The following is an 18,541-nucleotide window of genomic DNA, read 5'->3' on the forward strand; positions in this document are numbered from 1 at the left end:
TGGAGGACCGATGTCAGGCACGCTGCCGCCGCTCGTCGAGCCGGCCGCCGAGCTCACCAAGGAAGAGGTGGCCCGGTACAGCCGGCACCTGATCATCCCGGATGTCGGGATGGACGGGCAGAAGCGGCTCAAGAACGCCAAGGTGCTGGTCATCGGCGCCGGCGGACTCGGCAGCCCGGCGTTGCTGTACCTGGCCGCGGCCGGGGTCGGCACGCTCGGCGTGATCGACTTCGACGTCGTGGACGAGTCGAACCTGCAGCGCCAGGTCATCCACGGCCAGTCCGACGTCGGCAAGCCGAAGGCGGTCTCGGCCAAGGAGTCGATCGCGGAGATCAACCCGTTCGTCGACGTCATCCTGCACACCGAGCAGCTGACCAACGAGAACGCGCTGGACGTCTTCTCCGGCTACGACCTGATCCTGGACGGCACGGACAACTTCGCCACCCGGTACCTGGTCAACGACGCCGCGGTGCTGCTGGACAAGCCCTACGTCTGGGGCTCGATCTTCCGGTTCGAGGGCCAGGTGAGCGTGTTCTGGGAGAACGCGCCCGACGGCAGGGGCCTCAACTACCGCGACCTCTACCCGGAGGCGCCGCCGCCGGGCATGGTGCCCTCCTGCGCCGAGGGCGGTGTGCTGGGCGTGCTGTGCGCGTCCATCGGCTCGATCATGGTGACCGAGGCGATCAAGCTCATCACCGGGATCGGCGAGCCGCTGCTCGGCCGGCTGATCAGCTACGACGCGCTGGAGATGAAGTACCGCGAGGTCAAGATCCGCAAGGACCCGGAGACCCCGAAGATCACCGAGCTGATCGACTACGACGCGTTCTGCGGGGTCGTCAGCCAGGACGCCGCTGAGGCCGCCGCCGACCACACGATCACCCCGGCGGAGCTGAAGGCCAAGTTCGACGCGGGCGAGAACTTCGCGCTGATCGACGTCCGCGAGCCGCACGAGTACGAGATCGTGAACATCAAGGGCGCGAAGCTGATCCCGAAGGACCGGATCCTCTCGGGCGAGGCGCTGGCGGAGCTGCCGCAGGACAAGCCGATCGTGCTGCACTGCAAGTCCGGCGCGCGCTCGGCGGAGGCGCTGGCGGCACTGCACCGCGCGGGCTTCAAGGACGCCACGCACCTCGGTGGCGGCGTGCTGGCCTGGGCCAAGCAGATCGACCAGAGCCTGCCGACCTACTGATCGTTTCCGCGAAAGGGGCTTCGGTGCGTTCCGGAGCCCCTTTTCGTGGGTAGCCTCGGGCTGGTGTCCGGTTCCCCTGTGCCTCAGCGCGTGCTGAACGCGTTCGGCGCGCAGGGCGAGCCGGAGAAGCTCCCCGGCAGCTCGGCCTGGCGCTGCGCCGAGCTGGTGCTGAAACCGGTGACGGACAAGGCACGCGCCGTGTGGCTGGCGAACGTCCTGGGCCGGCTCGTGGTGCCGGACCTGCGGATCGCGCGGCCCGTGCGGGCCACCGACGGCCGCTGGATCATCGGCGGCTGGGCCGCGGGCCGGTTCCTGCCCGGTCGGCCCGAGCACCGGCACGACGAGACCATGCTGGCCGCGCTGAAGCTCGCCCAGGCCACCGCGCGGTTTCCGCGGCCGGACTTCCTCGGCCGCCGCCAGGGCCCCGACGCGCTCGCCGACCGGATCGCCTGGGGCGAGGTCGACGTGCCGGTCGAGGAGCGCAAGGGCGGGCGCTGGTTCGAGGTGCTCGCCGTGGCGCGAAGACCCGTGCGGCTGCCGGACCAGGTCGTCCCCGGCGACCTCTTCGGAGCCGTGTTGTTCGACGGCTCGTCCCCGCCCGGGATCTTGGACTTCGAGCCCTACTACCGCCCCGCCGAATGGGGCGCCGCCGTAGCCGCGGTGGACGCCGTCGCCTGGGGCGGCGCCGACCTGGAGTTCCTGAGACGGTGGTCGCACCTGCCCGAGTGGTCGCAGCTGCTCCTGCGGGCCGTGTTGTTCCGGCTCGCGGGCAACTCCCTCAACCCGCGTGCCACCGTTTCCGCACTCGACGGCCTGCGCGCCGCCGCCGCGTCGGTCAGCGAACTGCTCTGAGCAGCGGCTTCTCACCGCCTGCCACGCCCGGTTCCCGAGCAATGTCAAATGCCCGAAACATTCGGGCATTTCCAGGTAACACGCCCTCCTTACCGTCGGAAGTCGTCGACGGAGGAGGTGCGAGTGACGCTGACGGTGGACCAGGAGGTCGGAACGGCCACCCATTGCCCGTACTGCGCGCTGCAGTGCGGGATGACCGTGTCCGGCACCACGGTCGCGCCGCGCGAGTTCCCCGCCAACGGCGGTGGCCTGTGCCAGAAGGGCTGGACGGCAGGCTCGCTGCTGACCTCGCCCGCCAGGCTGACCTCGCCGCTCGTCCGCGTCGACGGCGAGCTGGTGCCGTCCAGCTGGGACGACGCGCTCGACCTGATCGCCTGGCGGCTCACCGAAACCCAGGCACAGCACGGAAAGGACGCCGTCGCGCTGTTCGGCGGCGGCGGGCTGACCAACGAGAAGTCCTACCTGCTCGGCAAGTTCGCCCGGGTGGCGCTCGGCACCTCGCAGATCGACTACAACGGCCGGTTCTGCATGTCCTCGGCGGCGGCCGCCGGGAACAAGGCGTTCGGGCTCGACCGCGGCCTGCCGTTCCCGCTCACCGACCTCGCCGGGGCCGACGCGGTGCTGCTCGTCGGCGCCAACCCGGCCGAGACGATGCCGCCGTTCATGCAGCACCTGCGACCGGTCGCGGACCAGGGCGGCCTCGTCGTGGTGGACCCGCGCCGGACGCCGACCGCCGAGCAGGCGAACCTGCACCTGGCTCCGGCGCCGGGCACCGATCTCGCCCTGGCATCGGGCATCCTGCACGCGGTCGTCGCCGACGGTCTCGTCAAATGGTCCTATGTGGACGAGCGAACCCACGGTTTCGACGCGGTGTGGCGGATCGTCGCCCGCTGGTGGCCCGAACGGGTCGAGCGGGTGACGGGGGTCGCGGCCGCCGACCAGCGCCGTACCGCCGAACGCCTCGCGAAGGCGCGCAACGCCTACATCCTCACCGCCCGCGGCACCGAACAGCACGCGAGCGGCTCCGACACCGTCAGCGGGTGGATCAACCTCGCGCTGGCGCTGGGACTTCCGGGCCGCGCGGGCTCCGGCTACGGCTGCCTGACCGGGCAGGGCAACGGCCAGGGCGGGCGTGAGCACGGCCAGAAGGCCGACCAGCTGCCGGGCTACCGCAAGATCGACGACCCCGCCGCGCGCGAGCACGTCGCGGGCGTGTGGGGTGTGCCGGCGGAGTCGCTGCCCGGTCCTGGCCGGTCGGCGTACGAGCTGCTCGACGCGCTCGGCACCGAAGCCGGCCCCAAGGCGCTGATGGTGTTCGGCAGCAACGTGGTCGTCTCCGCGCCGAGGTCGGCGCACGTGGCGGATCGGCTGTCCGCGCTGGACTTCCTGGTGGTCGCCGACCTCGTGCTGTCCGAGACCGCCGCGCTCGCCGACGTCGTGCTGCCGGTGACGCAGTGGGCGGAGGAGAGCGGCACGATGACGAACCTCGAAGGCCGCGTCCTGCTCCGGCAGCGTGCGTTGACCCCGCCGCCGGGAGTGCGCACCGACCTGCAGGTCCTCAATGGACTCGCGAGTCGCCTCGGCCAGCCCGTGGGCCGGTTCCCGGTCGACGCCGAGGCCGTGTTCACCGAGCTGCGCGAGGCTTCGAGGGGCGGCCTCGCCGACTACTCCGGCATCACCTACGACCGTCTGCGCGCGGGGGAGGCGTTGTACTGGCCCGTGCCGGAGCCCGGGCACGAGGGCACGCCGCGGATGTTCCTCGACCGGTTCGCGCACGCGGACGGCCGCGCGCGGTTCGCTCCCGTCGAGCACCGCGGCCCCGCGGAGCCGACCGACGAGGAGTTCCCCCTGCAGCTGACCACCGGCCGGGTGCTGCAGCACTACCAGTCCGGCGCGCAGACCCGGCTGGTCGCCGAACTGAACGACGTCGTGCCGGAGGCCTACGTCGAGGTGCATCCCGACACCGCCGCCCGGTGCGGTGTCAGCGGGGGCGAGTGGGCGCGGGTCGCGTCGCGCCGCGGGGAGATGACCGCGCGGGTGCGGTGTGTGTCGTCGATGCGGCCGGACCTGATCTTCCTGCCCTTCCACTTCGCGGGCGCACAGCGCGCGAACCTGCTGACCAATCCCGCACTGGACCCGTCGAGCCGGATGCCCGAGTTCAAGGTCTGCGCCGTCGCGCTCGGCAAGGCGGCCGGATCATGAGCGCGCGCAAGGTGGTCGTGCTCGGGTACGGCATGGCGGGCGCGCGGCTGGCGGACGAGATACGCCGTCGCGACCCCGAGGGCAGCGACGTCGCACTGACGGTCATCGGCGAGGAGCCGCAGCACGCCTACAACCGGGTGCTGCTGTCCGCCGTGGTCGCCGGAACGATGCGGCCGGAGCTGGTGCGGCTGCACGAACCCGGCTGGGCCGCGGCGCACCAGGTCGACCTGCGCACGGGTGTCGGCGCGACCGGCATCGACCGGGAACGCCGTGTCGTCACCCTCGACGACGGGTCCACTGTGGACTATGACGCGCTCGTGCTCGCCACCGGCAGCAAGCCGTGGCTGCCGCCGGTCGAGGGCCTGACCCGCGACGACGGCACCCTGGCACCCGGCGTGGTCACCTTCCGCACGCTCGAGGACTGCGAGCGCATCCTCGGCACGGCGCGCGCCGGAGCGCCGGTCGCGGTGCTCGGCGGTGGCCTGCTCGGTCTGGAGGCCGCGCGCGGGCTGGCCGGGCGCGGAAACCTCGTGACGGTCGTGCATCCGGCCGGGCACGTGATGGAACGCCAGCTCGACGCCGGCGGCGGCCAGGTGCTGGCCCGCCTGCTCGGCACACACGGCATCGACTTCCGGCTGAACGCGAGCGCGGCTCGCTACCTGCCCGGAAGCGGCCTCAAGCTCGACGACGGCAGCAAGGTCGCCGCCGATCTCGTCGTGGTGTCCGCGGGAGTCCGCGCGGAGACCGAACTGGCCCGGCGCGCCGGGCTGACCGTCGACCGCGGTGTCGTCGTGGACGACACGCTGCGCACCAGCGACGGGCGGATCTGCGCGATCGGGGACTGCGCCCAGCATCCCGGCACCGTGTCCGGGCTGGTCGAACCCGCGTGGCAGCAGGCGGCCGTCCTCGCCGACCTGCTCACCGGCACCCGGGTGTCCGCGCGTTACCGCGGCACCCGGGTCGTCACCAAGCTCAAGGCGCGCGGCATCGACCTCACCGCGCTCGGCGAGGCGCACACCGACGTGCACGACCCGGACGCCGAGGTCCTGTCCCTGACCGATCCGACCGGCGGCCGCTACACGAAACTCGTGATCCGCGAAGACCGCGTCACCGGAGCGATCCTCCTCGGCGCACCCGACGCGGCCGCCACCATCACCCAGCTCTACGACCGCGGCGTGCCGGTCCCCGACGACCGCCTCGCCGTCCTGCTCGGCCGCGCACTGCCCTCCGGCGCATCCGCCGCCGCGGGGCCTGCCGACCTGCCCGCGTCCGCCGTCGTCTGCCGCTGCAACTCGGTCACCAAGGGCCGGCTCGTCGAGGCCTTCCGGGCGGGTGCGACCGGGGTGGCCGAGCTCGCGTCGGCGACCAGGGCGACCACCGGCTGCGGCAGCTGCCGGGACGCGGTGTGCGGCATCACCGACTGGCTGGCGACCACTTCCTGACAGGAGCAGCGAATGACGACGATGACCTCCCACCGGGGCCGCCGGTGGATCGAGCACTGGACTCCCGAGGACGACACCTTCTGGGCGGCCACCGGCCGGAAGGTCGCCAACCGCAACCTGTGGTTCTCCATCTTCTCCGAGCACGTCGGGTTCTCCATCTGGTCCCTGTGGTCGGTGATGGTGCTGTTCATGGGCCCGAAGTACGGCCTGTCCGCGGGGGACAAGTTCCTGCTGACCTCGACCCCGACGCTCCTCGGCGCGATCGCCCGGCTGCCCTACACCTTCGCCGTGGCGAAGTTCGGCGGTCGCAACTGGACGATCATCTCGGCCCTGCTGCTGCTCGTGCCCACGATCGCCGCGGCGATCGTGATGGAGCCGGGCACGCCGCTCTGGGCCTTCCTGCTGTGTGCCGCGCTCGGCGGTTTCGGCGGCGGGAACTTCGCGTCCTCGATGACCAACATCAACGCGTTCTTCCCGGAGAAGGCCAAGGGGATGGCACTCGGGCTGAACGCGGGCGGCGGCAACCTGGGTGTCGCGGTGATCCAGCTGGTCGGGCTCCTCGTGATCGCCACGGCCGGCAGCAGCGCACCGCGGATCGTGTTGTTCGTCTACCTGCCGCTGATCATCATCGCGGCGCTGTGCGCGTACCTGTTCATGGACAACATCGCGTCCGTGCGCAACGACGGCAAGGGCATGCGCGAGGTCGTCAAGGACCGGCACGCCTGGGTGATGTCGTTCCTCTACATCGGCACGTTCGGCTCGTTCATCGGCTACAGCTTCGCCTTCGGCCTCGTGCTGCAGAACCAGTTCGGCCGCACGCCGCTGCAGGCCGCGGCGGTGACGTTCCTCGGCCCGCTGCTCGGTTCGCTCGCGCGCCCGGTGGGCGGCTGGCTGTCCGACCGGATCGGCGGCGGCCGGATCACGTTCTGGAACTTCGTCGGCATGGCGGTGATGACCGTCCTGCTGATCATCGCGTCGAACGCGAACTCGCTCGCGTTGTTCACCACCGCGTTCATCGTGTTGTTCGTGGTCACCGGGATCGGCAACGGCTCGACGTACAAGATGATCCCGGCGATCTACCGGGCCAAGGCGAAGGCGGCGATCGCGGCCGGCGCCGACGAGACGCTCGAACTGCTGAAGGCGCGCAAGTTCTCGGGCGCGCTGATCGGGTTGGCCGGCGCGATCGGCGCGCTGGGCGGGCTGTTCATCAACCTGGCCTTCCGGCAGTCGTTCATGACCGCGGGCAGCGGGGTGCCCGCCTTCGTCGGGTTCCTCGTGTTCTACGGCCTGTGCTTCGTGGTGACCTGGGCGGTCTACCTGCGTGGATCCGAGGTCGGCGAGAAGAAGCTCGCGCTGGCCGGCTCCGGAGTCTGAGAAACCGCTAGGAGGAACGAAGAGATGACGCGAACGCTGGTCGTCGCCGGGCACGGCATGGTGGGGCACCGGCTGGTGGAGGCCGTCCGCGCCGGGGACACCGAGGGTGCCTGGCGGGTGGTCGTGCTCGCCGAGGAGCCGCGCCCGGCGTACGACCGGGTCGCGCTCACGTCCTATGTGGACGGCTGGGATGCGCAGGCGCTCGACCTCGGCGAGCACACCGAGGTCGAGCTGCGCCTGGGCGACCCCGTGGTGAAGCTCGACCGCGCCGCGCGCACGGTGGTCACCGCGAGCGGGTCGGCGCAGTCCTACGACGCGCTCGTCCTGGCGACCGGTTCGCGGCCGTTCGTGCCGCCGGTGCCCGGTCGCGAGCTGCCCGGTTGCTTCGTCTACCGGACGATCGACGACCTCGACGCGATCCGTGCCGCGGTCGAGAGCGCGAAGGAGCGCAAGCGGGGCCGCGCGGCGGCGATGGTCGTCGGCGGCGGTCTGCTCGGGCTGGAGGCGGCGAAGGCGTTGCGGGACATGGGCCTTTCGCCGCACGTGGTGGAGATGGCGCCGCGGCTGATGCCCCTGCAGGTCGACGACGGTGGCGGCAGCCTGCTGCGCAGGCTGGTCACCGAGCTGGACCTGACCGTCCACACGGGAACCTCGGCGGAGCGGATCGAGCGGGACGGCGACCGGCTGTGCGCCAAGCTCACCAACGGCACCGAGCTGGACCTGGACCTCATCGTGTTCTCCGCAGGCGTGCGCCCGCGCGACGAGCTGGCCCGCGAGGCCGGGCTCGACGTGGGCGAGCGCGGCGGCGTGCTCGTCGACCTCTCCTGCCGGACCAGTGATCCCGCGGTGTGGGCGATCGGGGAGTGCGCGGCGGTCGAGGGCCGGTGCTACGGGCTCGTCGCGCCCGGCTACACGATGGCCGAGATCGTCGCAGCGCAGCTGCTGGGCGGCGAGGGCGAGTTCCCCGGCGCCGACCTGTCGACGAAGCTGAAGCTGATGGGCGTGGACGTGGCGAGCTTCGGCGACGCCCACGCCGCCACCGAAGGTGCGCTGGAGGTCGTGCTCGCCGACTCGGTTTCGGGCTACTACAAGAAGCTCGTGGTCTCCGGCGACGAGCCGCGCACGCTGCTGGGCGGCATCCTCGTCGGGGACGCGAGCGCCTACAACCTGCTCCGGCCGCTCGTCGGCAGCCCGTTGCCCGCCGACCCGGCGGCGATGCTCGCGCCGGAGGGCGCCTCGGGCACGGTGGGCGTGGAAGCGCTTCCCGACGAGGCGCAGATCTGCTCGTGCAACGCGGTCACCAAGGGCATGATCACCGGCGCGATCCGGTCGGACGGCTGCGACAGCGTCGCGTCGATCAAGGGCTGCACCAGGGCGGGCACCACGTGCGGTTCGTGCGTGCCGATGCTGTCGAAGCTGCTCGGCTCCTGTGGCGTGGAACAGTCGAAGGCCGTGTGCGAGCACTTCACGCACTCGCGCCGGGAGCTGTTCGAGATCATCAAGGCCACCCGGATCACCACGTTCGGCGAGCTGATCGCCAAGCACGGCACCGGGGCCGGCTGCGCCCTGTGCAAACCCGCGGTCGCCTCGATCCTCGCGACCATCGGCACCACCGAGGGCGGCGGCGGGCACGTCCTCGACGGCGAGCAGGCGAGCCTGCAGGACACCAACGACCACTTCCTCGCCAACATGCAGCGCAACGGCACCTACTCGGTGGTGCCGCGGGTGCCGGGCGGCGAGATCACCCCGGCGAAGCTGAAGGTGATCGCGGAGGTGGCCGCCGAGTTCGGGTTGTACACGAAGATCACCGGCGCACAGCGGCTCGACATGTTCGGCGCCACGGTTGACCAGCTGCCGCACATCTGGAAGCGGCTGGTGGACGCGGGCTTCGAGTCCGGGCACGCGTACGGCAAGGCGCTGCGGACGGTGAAGTCCTGCGTCGGCTCGACCTGGTGCCGCTACGGCGTGCAGGACAGCGTCGCGATGGCGGTCGAGCTGGAGCTGCGCTACCGCGGCCTGCGCTCGCCGCACAAGCTCAAGTCCGGGGTGTCCGGTTGTGCCCGCGAATGCGCGGAGGCGCGGAGCAAGGACTTCGGCGTCATCGCGACCGAGAAGGGCTGGAACCTCTACGTCGGCGGCAACGGCGGCACCCTCCCGAGGCACGCGGAGCTGCTCGTGTCCGATGTGGACTCCGAATCGCTCATCCGGTACATCGACCGGTTCCTGATGTTCTACGTGCGCACCGCGGACCGGCTGCAGCGCACCGCGCCCTGGATCGAGGAGCTCGACGGCGGCCTGGATCACCTGCGCGAGGTGATCGTGGAGGACAAGCTGGGCATCTGCGACGAGCTCGACGCGGCGATGGCCAAGCACGTGCAGAACTACGCCGACGAGTGGCGCGGCGTGCTGGAGGACCCGGAGAAGCTGGCCCGGTTCACCTCCTTCGTGAACGCGCCCGGCACGCCGGACCCGACGATCTCGTTCAGCACCGAGCGGGAGCAGAAAGTGCCTGTCCTGCTGGGTGTTCCGGAGGTGGTGTCCCGATGACCGCGGTGGACACGCGAACCGTCGCCGTGTGCGAGGCCGGGCTGCTGCTCCCGGGGCGCGGGGTCGCCGCGCTGCTGCCCGACGGCAGGCAGGTGGCGATCTTCCGGACCGAAGGCGGCGAGCTGTACGGACTGTCCAACATAGACCCCTTCGCGCGGGCGGCGGTGCTCTCGCGGGGTCTGGTCGGGGAGACGGGCGGGGTGCCGTTCGTCGCCTCGCCGTTGCTCAAGCAGCGGTTCGACCTGCGCACCGGGGTGTGTCTCGACGACGAGTCCGTCGTGATCCGCAGCTACCCGGTGCACGTCGTGGACGGCATGGTGCACGTCACGCCATGACCACTTCGCCGCCCGTCCCGACCCTCGCCGGGTACGCGATCGGCATCACCGCCGCCCGGCGCGCCGACGAGCTCGGCGCGCTGCTGGTGCGCAAGGGCGCCACGGTCCGGTACGGGCCCGCGATCCGGATCGTCCCGCTGGCCGACGACACCGAGCTGCACGCCGCCACCACGGGTCTGCTCGACGAGCCGGTCGACGTGGTCGTGGCGACCACCGGCATCGGCTTCCGGGGCTGGATCGAGGCGGCGGAGGGCTGGGGACTGGGCGAGGAGCTGCTCGACCGGCTCGGCAAGGCGACGCTGCTGGCCCGCGGTCCCAAGGCCCGCGGCGCGATCCGGGCGGCCGGGCTGCAGGAGCAGTACTCGCCGGTGTCGGAGAGCAACGCGGAGCTGTTGCAGCACCTGCTGGACTCCGGGGTGGCCGGGCAGCGGGTCGCGGTGCAGCTGCACGGCGAGCCGCTGCCGTACTTCGTCGACTCGCTGCGCGCGGCGGGCGCGGAGGTGATCGAGGTGCCGGTGTACCGGTGGGTCGGCCCCGCCGATCCCGGGCCGCTCGACCGGCTGCTGGACGCCGTGCTCGACGGGGCGATCGACGCGATGCCGTTCACCAGCGCGCCCGCGGCGGCGAGCATGCTCGCGATGGCCAAGCGCACGAGCAGGCACGCGCCGCTGGTCAACGCGCTGACCCACCGGGTACTGGTGGCGTGCGTCGGCCCGATCACCGCGGCCCCGCTGGCCGCGCTCGGCGTTCCCACGGTGCAGCCTGAGCGGGCGCGGATCGGGGCGCTGGCCCGGACGGTCGCGCAGTCGCTGATGGAGCGTTCCCCGCGGTTGTGCGCGGCGGGGCGGCAGATCGAGCTGCGCGGACAGGCGGCCATTGTGGACGGTCAGCTGTGCGAGGTCGCGCCCGCGCCGATGGCGGTGCTGCGGGCGCTGGCGCGCGAACCCGGGCGGGTGGTGTCCCGCCGGGAGCTGACGGCCGCGTTGCCGAGCGGGGGCGAGGAGCACGCGGTGGAGACGGCGATCGGACGGCTGCGGACGTCGCTCGGCGAGGGGAAGCTGGTGCAGACGGTGGTCAAGCGCGGGTACCGGCTGGCGGTGGACCGATGATCGTGCTCGTCGCGCACGGCACCCGCGATCCCGCCGGCCCGAAGGTGAGCGCTGAACTGGCCGCGCGCGTGCAGGCCGCGGCCGGGGTGCCGGTCCGCGTTGCCTACGCCGACGTGCGCCGGCCCGACGTGACCTCCGTGCTGCGTTCGGTGCGTGGCCCGGCCGTGGTGGTCCCGGCCTTCCTCGCGGCGGGTTACCACGTGCGCACCGACGTCCCGGCGCAGATCGAGGCGAGCGGGCACCAGGACGCCGTGCTCACCGACGCATTCGGCCCGGCGCCGGAACTGATCGACGCGATGTGCGACCGGCTCGGCGCGGCCGGTTACCGCCGTGGGGACGCGGTCGTCCTCGCGGCAGCGGGCTCGAGCGACCCGCGTGCGCTCGCCGAAGTTCGCGCGGCGGCCGACGCACTGGCCACGGCGCTGGACCTCCCGGTCCGGGTGGGCTACGCCGCCACCGCGACGCCTTCCGTGGCCGAGGCGGTTCAGTCCGTGCGGGGCCGCCGGGTCGCGATCGCGTCGTGGCTGCTCGCGCCGGGCCTGTTCCAGCGCCGCCTGGTCGCCGCCGGCGCCGAGGTGGTCGCCGAACCGCTGGGCGCGCATCCCGGCGTGGTGGACCTGGTGCTGCGCCGCTACCGGCAAGCGGCCCGGCGACTCGTCGCCGCCTGAGGTTCACAGCTTTCTCGCAGGTTCTCCACACCGGCTTCCCAGCCTTTGCGACGAAGGTCGAACCCATGACGTTCGATCCCGCCCAGCACGACCCGCGTGCGGCCCAGGCCCCGACGGACAGCTTCGTGACCCCCGGCAGGTCCGCCGAGTCCGGCGCGACCGGGCAGGGTGGGGCGGCCACGGCGACCGCACCCCCCACGGCGCGGCCCGCCCCACCTGCCACCCCGGCGAAGTCCCGTCAGCTGAGCGTCGGGCTCGCGAGCCTGCTCGCGGTCGTCGCGCTCGTCGTCGGCGGAAGTGTCGGGTTCATCGTCGGGCACTCGACCGGTTCGAGCTCGCAGACCGGCCCGGGTACCGGCCAGTTCACGCCCGGTTCGGGCGGTTACGGCGGGTTTCGGGGGTTACGGGGGTTACGGCCCCGGCGGCGGCAGAGGCGGCTTCCCGCGTGAGGGCGGCAGCGGGCAGAGCCAATCCGGCTCCAGCACCTGATCCGTTCCCTGCGACTTCGGTGGGCCCGGAGGCCCTTTCTGAGCCCATCCATCGGAGGCTGACCGCTCGAGCCGCTCGGGCCCGGGCGGTCAGTCCGTTGTGGACGGACCCCACCGGCGCGACTTCGGCAGCGGTCTGGGGTAGGCCACCCGGCTCGTCCGCAGTCCCAGCGAGACCAGCGACTCCGCCAGCCGCACCGCGGCGGCCACCCCGTCGATGACCGGGATGCCCAGCTCGGCGCTGATCCGCCGGTCCAGGCCCGTCATCCCCGCGCAGCCGAGCACCAGCACCTCCGCGCCGCGGTCCCGCACCCGTCGGGCCGCGGTCACCAGCGCCGAGGCCGTCCGCAGCTCGTCGGCAAGATCCAGGACGCCGAGCCCTGAGCCGACCACGTCCACGCAGTGCTCGCCGACGCCCGCCGCGTGCAGGCTGTCCTCGATGAGCCCGCAGGTTCTGTCCAATGTGGTCACGACGCCGTAGCGCCTGCCCAGCAGGCAGGCCAGGTGCGCGGCCGCCTCGGTGATGTCGACGACGGGGACATCGAGCAGCTCACGGGCGCCTTCGCGACCGTGCTCACCGAACCCGGCGAGCACGACCGCGTCGAACTCCTCCTCCGTGGTGCGCAACAGGTCCAGCACCGCGGCGGCGGAGAGGAAGCTGTCCAGCCAGCCCTCGGCGGACTCCGGTCCCCACGACGGGGTCCGGGCGAGGATCTCGGTGCCGGGGCCGGCCGCCGCGCGGGCCCCGGCCTCGATCTCCTTCGTCATGGCCTCGGTGGTGTTGCAGTTCGTGACCAGGATCTTCACGCGAGCTGCCTCTTGCCGACGGCGTAGTACGCGCACGCGGACACCGCGGTGCCGATGAACCACGAGTAGGGCGCGGCCGGCCCGAACACCGGGACCAGCGCGATCACCGCGGTCAGCACGGCGGTCGGCACGAACACCCCGATCGCCCGCGGGTTGACGCCGCGGCGGTAGTGGTAGGGCGAGCCCGGCGCGGGGTCGAAGAGGGCGGCGAGGGCCACCTTGCCGCGTTTGAGCAGGTAGTAGTCGACGATCATGATCCCGAACAGCGGCCCGAGGAACGCGCCCAGCCCGCCGAGGAAGTAGTTCACGACCGCGGGCGAGGAGTAGAGCTTCCACGGCATCACGCACAGTGCGAACACCGCGCTGATCAGGCCGCCGGTCTTGAAGTTGATCCGCTTCGGCCAGATGTTGGCAAGGTCGTAGGCGGGGGAGACGAAGTTCGCGACGATGTTCACGCCCATCGTCGCGACCGCGAAGGTCAGCGCGCCGACGATCAGCACCGGTGTGTTGTGCACCTTCGCCAGCAGGTCCGCCGGGTCCGTGATCGCCTCGCCGAACACCTTCAGGCTGCCCGCGGTGACGATCACCGACAGCAGCGCGAAGGCGGTCGAGTTGATCGGCAGGCCCCAGAAGTTGCCGCGCCGCACCGTCTTCTGGTCGGGGGTGAACCGGGAGAAGTCGCAGAAGTTGAGCATCAGCGTGCCGTAGGTGGCGAGGATCAGGCCCGCGGCGCCGAACCACTGGCGGAACTGCTCGTCGCTGGAAAGCGCTTTCGGGCTTTCGGTGAACGAGATGCTCCAGTGCCCGGCCGCGAGGATCCACACCGCGAGCGCGATCATCACGAGCCAGATCGCGGGCCCGCACCAGTCCTGGAACTTCCGCACCGACTCCATCCCGCGGGTGAGGATGAGGGCCTGGACCGCCCACAGCGCCACGAAGCAGATCCAGCCCAGCGCGTGCAGGCCGAGGAAACCGTGCTCGGTCCAGGACTTCATCCCGGGGTCGATGGCGAGCACGAGGACGGTGATCGCGACCGACGCGAGGTAGGTCTGGATGCCGTACCAGAAGATCGCGATGACGGCCCGGATGAGTGCGGGCAGGTTGGCGCCCGCGGTGCCGAAGCTGAGCCGCGCGACCACCGGGAACGGCACCCCGGTCCGCTGGCCGATCCGGCCCATCAGGTTCATCCCGACGTAGATGATCACGAACCCGAACAGCAGCGCGCTGAACACCTGCCACGCGGAGAGCCCGAGCACGAACAGGCCGGCCGCGAAGGTGTAGTTGCCGAGGTTGTGCACGTCCGACATCCAGAGCGCGAAGATGTCGTACACCTTCCACTTGCGTTCTTTCGCGGGTGCCAGATCTTCGTTGTACAGGCGGGAACCGGTGCTGGGCTCGGTTCCGGCCGTGGTCTCGACGGCGGTCACGATGACGCCTCCCGGAGGTTTGGGATACCAAACTTTGGTATCCCAAAGGTCGTACACTGACGTCCGTACGTCAAGAGAGAGGCGGGTTGCGTTCGTGTTAAGCCAGAAGCCCTTGGCTGCGGTACGGCAGCGGGTGGTGGACGAACTGCGCGAGCGGATCGTCACCGGCAGGCTGAAGCCGGGGGAGCGACTCGTCGAGCGTGACCTGGCCGAGGACCTGGGGGTGTCGAGGCTGCCGGTGCGCGAGGCGATCCGCGCGCTGGAGTCGGAGGGGTTCCTGGAAACCCCGTCGCCGCGCCGGGTCGTGGTGCGCCAACTGTCCAGGGCGGACGTCGAGGAGCTGTTCGACGTGCGGGAGGCGCTGGAGGTGCTGGCGTGCGGGCTGGCCGCCGAGCGCGCCGGGGAGGCGGGGCTGGCCCGGCTGGCGGAGTGCCTGCGGGACGCCGGGCGGGCGACCGAGAGCGGCCAGGGCCCGCGCATCGCGGCGGCGAACAACCGGTTCCACAACGAGATCCTGGCGGTGGCCGGGCATCGCCTGGTGTCGACCCTGATGCAGCCACTCGGGGGCCGGTTGGCCTGGCTGACCGGGCAGAACGAGCACTGGGAAGACCTGCTGGCCGAACACCGCCGTCTCTACGAGGCCATCGCCACGGGTGACCCGGACCAGGCGAAGGCGTGCGCGCTCGAGCACGTGCGGGTCAACCGGGCGGTGACGCTCGCACTGCTGTTTCCGGAGTGACCGGGGGTGTTGCCCAGCCCCCGGCCCCGCGGCGAAATGACCCCTACCCCCACACCACCCGCAGATCCCCGAATCCCCTCACTTTCGCCACTCGCTCCGCTTCGGCCTCCGCCGCCTTGCGGGCGGCGGCGGGCAGCGGGTCCAGCAGCGTGAACGTGAAGTCCAGCCGCTTGCGGCCGGTGCCCTTCGTGCGCCAGGTCCCGGCCACCTCGCCCCCGGCGAGCACCACGCCCGGGTTGCCGAGGATCTTCCAGACCTCCTTCTGCCGCGCCTTCTCCGGCACGAGCGTCGCCCGGTCGCGTGCCTGCAGGTACGGGTCCCATGGTGGCAACAACCGCACCAGGTCCGGCTCCGGCGGGTTCGACAGCAGGTCCACATCGGCCGCCGGGATGAAGCGCTTGCGGCCCTCGAACCGGACCTCCGCCGGCTCCGACGGCCACATCTCCTGCACCGCCTTCGCCGTGGTGCCGACGAAGCCCGCCGCCTCGGTCGGCGTCGCCGGGCCGTGCAGGTGCAGGTAGTTCGCGACCACCGCCGTGGCGGCCTTGGCGTCGGGCGTCGTCCGCAGGCGCGGGCGCCCGGCGACGGGAGCCAGCGTCGCGGGGAACGCGCCGGCCTCCAGACGTGCGCCGCCGTGGATCGCGGCCAGGCGCATGACCTGCTCCAGGACGTGCGTGGCCTGGCAGCCGCGGCACCAGTAGGACAACCCCGGCGGCACGATCTTCGTGATCTCCGTGCTCACCGCGCCCTTGGTCATCGGCCGGTCGACCACCTGCCGGATCGCGCGGGCCGCCGCGAACAACGCGTCCGTCGCGGTCATCCCCGCCGCCTCGACCTGCCGCCGCTGCCAGCCCATCCTGGCCATCGCGTCCGGCTCGCCGAGCGGGACGAGCGCCCGCGTGACCGCGGGCAGCTCGCCGGCCCGGTGGAAGTGCGGCGCCCCGCGGTGCGTCCAGGCCGGCACGAACCGGTCGTCGTCCACAAAGGACTCTTCGGTGACCTCGCCGTCCAGCCGGGCCGCCAGCGCGATCGCCGCGGTGTCCCGCTGCGTGCTCTGCAGCCCCAGGTCGAACACGGCGAGCTTCGCCGCGTCGCGCTCGCTCCGGTGCAGCCCCTGCGCCGCGATCCGGTAGGCGACGACCTGTTCGCGATCCACTTCCAGCATCAGAACGAGGGGTCGAAGGTGTAGTTCATCGTCTCGCTCGCTCCCTCGATCGTCCCGTGACCGCCGAGTCCGGCCAGCTCGCCGGTGCCGGAGCCCGCCACGACGGTGAACGTGCCGCGGACGCCGTCAGCCGAATAACCTACCTCGTGCCGGACGACGAAACTGCCCTTCCGGCCCTCGACGCTGCCGGTGATCCGCTCGAACCCCGGCGCCGGCCCCTCGCCCGGGTAGTACAGCAGGTAGTCGCACACCGAGCTGCCCTCGATCAGCCCCTGGTACTCGAACGTGCAGTGCGCGTGGGCGAAGCGCGGACCGTGCTCGGGGCCGTCGACGATCGCTTCGTCCCAGGTCTTCATGGTGAACGTGTTGGTCATGCGCACAGCCTTCCGCCCATACCTGTCATCTCCTGTCAGGTTTTCGAGGGACAATTGCCGTATGCGCGCGAGCAGGTTGCTGTCGGTGCTGCTGCTGTTGCAGAACCGCGGCCGGATGACCGCCGACGAGCTGGCGGCCGAGCTCGAGGTCTCGGTACGGACGGTGTACCGGGACATCGAGGCACTCTCGGCCGCCGGTGTCCCGGTGTACGCCGACCGCGGCCGGGCGGGTGGATACCAGCTGGTCGACGGCTATCGCACGAGGCTCACCGGGCTGACCGAGGAGGAGGCGCGGTCGCTGTCGCTCGCCGGGCTGCCGGTCGCCGCCGCGGAGCTGGGGCTCGGCACGGTGCTCGCCGCGGCGCAGCTGAAGCTGTACGCGGCCTTGCCCGCGGAGCTGCGGGACCGCGCGGGGCAGGTCGCGCAGCGGTTCTTCCTCGATGTGCCCGGCTGGTTCCGCGGCATCGAAAGCCTGCCGCACCTGGCGGACATCGCGCGCGCGGTGTGGGAGAGCCGCCGGATCACCACCCGCTACCGCCGCTGGGACCGCAGCGAGGTCGACCGGGTGCTGGAGCCGCTGGGCCTGATCCTCAAGGCGGGCAACTGGTACCTCGCCGCCCGCGCGGACGGCGGCGACCGGACCTACCGGGTGTCCCGCATCGGCACGCCGGAGCTGGGGGAGCGGTTCGAACGGCCCGCCGACTTCGACCTCGCCGCGTACTGGCGCGAATGGTCCGAGAGTTTCGAGCGAAGGCTGTACCCGCGGGTCGCGGTGGTGCGCCTGTCGCGGCTGGGTCGCGACCTCGTACCGTTCTACCTGGGCGCGGTCGGTGCCCGGGCGCTGCGGGAGTGCCGCGACGAGCCGGACGAGGACGGGTGGTTGCGAGTGGAGTTGCCGGTGGAGCCGGGGGCTCCGGCGCTCGGCGAGCTGCTGCGGTTCGGGCCGGAGCTGCAGGTGCTCGAACCCGCCGACCTGCGGGCCGACGTCGCCGCCGCGGTCGCGAGGATGGGGGCGAGCTATGGGTGATCTGCGCGGGGTCACCATCGGCGTCACCGCCGAGCGGCGCGCCGACGAGTTCATCGGCGCCCTGGAACGCAACGGCGCGACCGTGCGGCACGCGCCGACGATCCACATCGTGCCGCTGCCCGACGACCTGCGGCTGCGCGCCGCGACGGACGACGTGCTCGCCCAGGACGTCGACCTGCTCGCCGTGACCACCGGGGCCGGCTTCCGGGGCTGGCTGGAGGCGGCGGACGGCTGGGGTCTGTCCGACCGGCTGCTCGCGACGCTCGGGCGTGCGCGCATCTTCACCCGCGGCCCGAAGGGCAAGGGTGCCGTGCGCGGCCGGGGCCTGTCGGAGGCGTGGTCGGCGCCGGAGGAGAGCAACCGTGAGCTGTTCGCGCACCTGCTCGCCACCGGGGTCGAGGGCAAGCGGGTCGCGGTGCAGCTGCACGGCTCGCCGCTGCCCGAGACGCAGGCGCTCGCCGACGCGGGCGCGCGGCTGATCGAGGTGCAGCCGTACCGGTGGGAGTGGCCGGCCGACCTCGCCCCGGCGTACCGCCTGCTCGACGGCGTGCTGGACCGGCAGGTGCAGGCGCTGGCGTTCACCAGTGCCCCGGCGACGTCGAACCTGCTGAGCCTCGCGCGCCGGCGCGGCAGCTACGACGAGCTGGTGCGAGCCCTCAAGAGTGACGTGGTGTGCGCCTGCGTCGGGCCGGTGACGGCGGCGCCGCTCACGGCCGTCGGCGTGCCGACGCTGCAACCGGAACGGCAACGGCTGGGCGCGCTGGTCAAGCTCCTGGTGGCCGAGCTGGGCGGCTGA

17 protein-coding genes are annotated in these 18,541 nt (G+C 72.0%); 13 read left to right on the plus strand and 4 right to left on the minus strand.

Annotation, left to right across the window (positions count from 1 at the left end; all coding sequences use genetic code 11):
- Positions 1 to 10: 10 nt before the first annotated feature.
- From moeZ to LWP59_RS04865, 10 genes are all read left to right on the plus strand, one after another.
- On the plus strand, positions 11 to 1,189 hold the full coding sequence (gene moeZ / locus LWP59_RS04820; protein ID WP_144644693.1) for an adenylyltransferase/sulfurtransferase MoeZ: 1,179 nt from the start codon (positions 11 to 13) through the stop codon (positions 1,187 to 1,189).
- 60 nt (positions 1,190 to 1,249) lie between these two features.
- Entirely contained in the window at positions 1,250 to 2,041 is a 792-nt protein-coding gene (locus LWP59_RS04825) for a TIGR02569 family protein (protein ID WP_373299842.1), read from the plus strand.
- 192 nt (positions 2,042 to 2,233) lie between these two features.
- Complete coding sequence (locus tag LWP59_RS04830) at positions 2,234 to 4,243, plus strand: molybdopterin oxidoreductase family protein (protein WP_229858185.1); 2,010 nt, start codon at positions 2,234 to 2,236, stop codon at positions 4,241 to 4,243.
- Positions 4,240 to 5,685, plus strand: coding sequence for an FAD-dependent oxidoreductase (locus tag LWP59_RS04835; protein ID WP_144644702.1), 1,446 nt, complete (start codon positions 4,240 to 4,242; stop codon positions 5,683 to 5,685). The genes LWP59_RS04830 and LWP59_RS04835 overlap by 4 nt, the downstream gene beginning before the upstream one ends.
- 12 nt (positions 5,686 to 5,697) lie before the next feature.
- The gene (locus tag LWP59_RS04840; RefSeq protein ID WP_144644705.1) at positions 5,698 to 7,059 is read left to right on the plus strand and encodes a nitrate/nitrite transporter; all 1,362 of its coding nucleotides are present in this window, start codon (positions 5,698 to 5,700) and stop codon (positions 7,057 to 7,059) included.
- A gap of 24 nt (positions 7,060 to 7,083) precedes the next feature.
- On the plus strand, positions 7,084 to 9,606 hold the full coding sequence (gene nirB, locus LWP59_RS04845; RefSeq protein ID WP_144644708.1) for a nitrite reductase large subunit NirB: 2,523 nt from the start codon (positions 7,084 to 7,086) through the stop codon (positions 9,604 to 9,606).
- Positions 9,603 to 9,941 carry a nitrite reductase small subunit NirD gene (gene nirD, locus LWP59_RS04850; protein WP_144644711.1) on the plus strand — a complete coding sequence of 113 codons (339 nt, stop codon included), beginning with the start codon at positions 9,603 to 9,605 and terminating at the stop codon, positions 9,939 to 9,941. The genes nirB and nirD overlap by 4 nt, the downstream gene beginning before the upstream one ends.
- A complete protein-coding gene (locus LWP59_RS04855; RefSeq protein WP_144644714.1) occupies positions 9,938 to 11,050 on the plus strand; it encodes a uroporphyrinogen-III synthase in 1,113 nt (370 codons plus the stop codon). The genes nirD and LWP59_RS04855 overlap by 4 nt, the downstream gene beginning before the upstream one ends.
- A complete protein-coding gene (locus LWP59_RS04860) occupies positions 11,047 to 11,718 on the plus strand; it encodes a sirohydrochlorin chelatase (RefSeq protein ID WP_144644717.1) in 672 nt (223 codons plus the stop codon). The genes LWP59_RS04855 and LWP59_RS04860 overlap by 4 nt, the downstream gene beginning before the upstream one ends.
- 65 nt (positions 11,719 to 11,783) lie before the next feature.
- Positions 11,784 to 12,167 (plus strand): hypothetical protein, encoded by a 384-nt coding sequence (locus tag LWP59_RS04865; protein ID WP_144644720.1) that lies wholly within the window; start codon positions 11,784 to 11,786, stop codon positions 12,165 to 12,167.
- A 129-nt stretch (positions 12,168 to 12,296) separates the two neighbouring features.
- Here LWP59_RS04865 and LWP59_RS04870 read toward each other — a convergent pair whose 3' ends face one another.
- Both LWP59_RS04870 and LWP59_RS04875 read right to left on the minus strand, forming a co-directional pair.
- Complete coding sequence (locus tag LWP59_RS04870) at positions 12,297 to 13,013, minus strand: aspartate/glutamate racemase family protein (protein WP_144644722.1); 717 nt, start codon at positions 13,011 to 13,013, stop codon at positions 12,297 to 12,299.
- Positions 13,010 to 14,440: an NCS1 family nucleobase:cation symporter-1 gene (locus LWP59_RS04875; protein WP_186383580.1), complete on the minus strand. Its 1,431-nt coding sequence runs from the start codon at positions 14,438 to 14,440 to the stop codon at positions 13,010 to 13,012. The genes LWP59_RS04870 and LWP59_RS04875 overlap by 4 nt, the downstream gene beginning before the upstream one ends.
- 112 nt (positions 14,441 to 14,552) lie before the next feature.
- Between LWP59_RS04875 and LWP59_RS04880 the strand changes: the two genes are divergently transcribed.
- Positions 14,553 to 15,179: a GntR family transcriptional regulator gene (locus LWP59_RS04880; RefSeq protein ID WP_373299831.1), complete on the plus strand. Its 627-nt coding sequence runs from the start codon at positions 14,553 to 14,555 to the stop codon at positions 15,177 to 15,179.
- Between the two features lie 43 nt (positions 15,180 to 15,222).
- On the opposite strand, the gene LWP59_RS04885 is transcribed toward LWP59_RS04880, so the two are convergent.
- Together LWP59_RS04885 and LWP59_RS04890 are read right to left on the minus strand one after the other, a co-directional pair.
- Positions 15,223 to 16,344: a winged helix DNA-binding domain-containing protein gene (locus LWP59_RS04885; protein WP_144645270.1), complete on the minus strand. Its 1,122-nt coding sequence runs from the start codon at positions 16,342 to 16,344 to the stop codon at positions 15,223 to 15,225.
- On the minus strand, positions 16,344 to 16,718 hold the full coding sequence (locus tag LWP59_RS04890) for a DUF3224 domain-containing protein (protein ID WP_144645268.1): 375 nt from the start codon (positions 16,716 to 16,718) through the stop codon (positions 16,344 to 16,346). Before LWP59_RS04890 ends, LWP59_RS04885 begins: the two co-directional genes overlap by 1 nt.
- A gap of 61 nt (positions 16,719 to 16,779) precedes the next feature.
- Here LWP59_RS04890 and LWP59_RS04895 point away from each other — a divergent pair, with 61 nt between their 5' ends.
- Together LWP59_RS04895 and LWP59_RS04900 are read left to right on the plus strand one after the other, a co-directional pair.
- The gene (locus tag LWP59_RS04895; protein ID WP_144645266.1) at positions 16,780 to 17,745 is read left to right on the plus strand and encodes a helix-turn-helix transcriptional regulator; all 966 of its coding nucleotides are present in this window, start codon (positions 16,780 to 16,782) and stop codon (positions 17,743 to 17,745) included.
- Positions 17,738 to 18,541, plus strand: coding sequence for a uroporphyrinogen-III synthase (locus LWP59_RS04900; protein ID WP_144645264.1), 804 nt, complete (start codon positions 17,738 to 17,740; stop codon positions 18,539 to 18,541). Before LWP59_RS04895 ends, LWP59_RS04900 begins: the two co-directional genes overlap by 8 nt.

Source organism: Amycolatopsis acidiphila (genome assembly GCF_021391495.1).
Lineage (GTDB): Bacteria > Actinomycetota > Actinomycetes > Mycobacteriales > Pseudonocardiaceae > Amycolatopsis_E > Amycolatopsis_E acidiphila.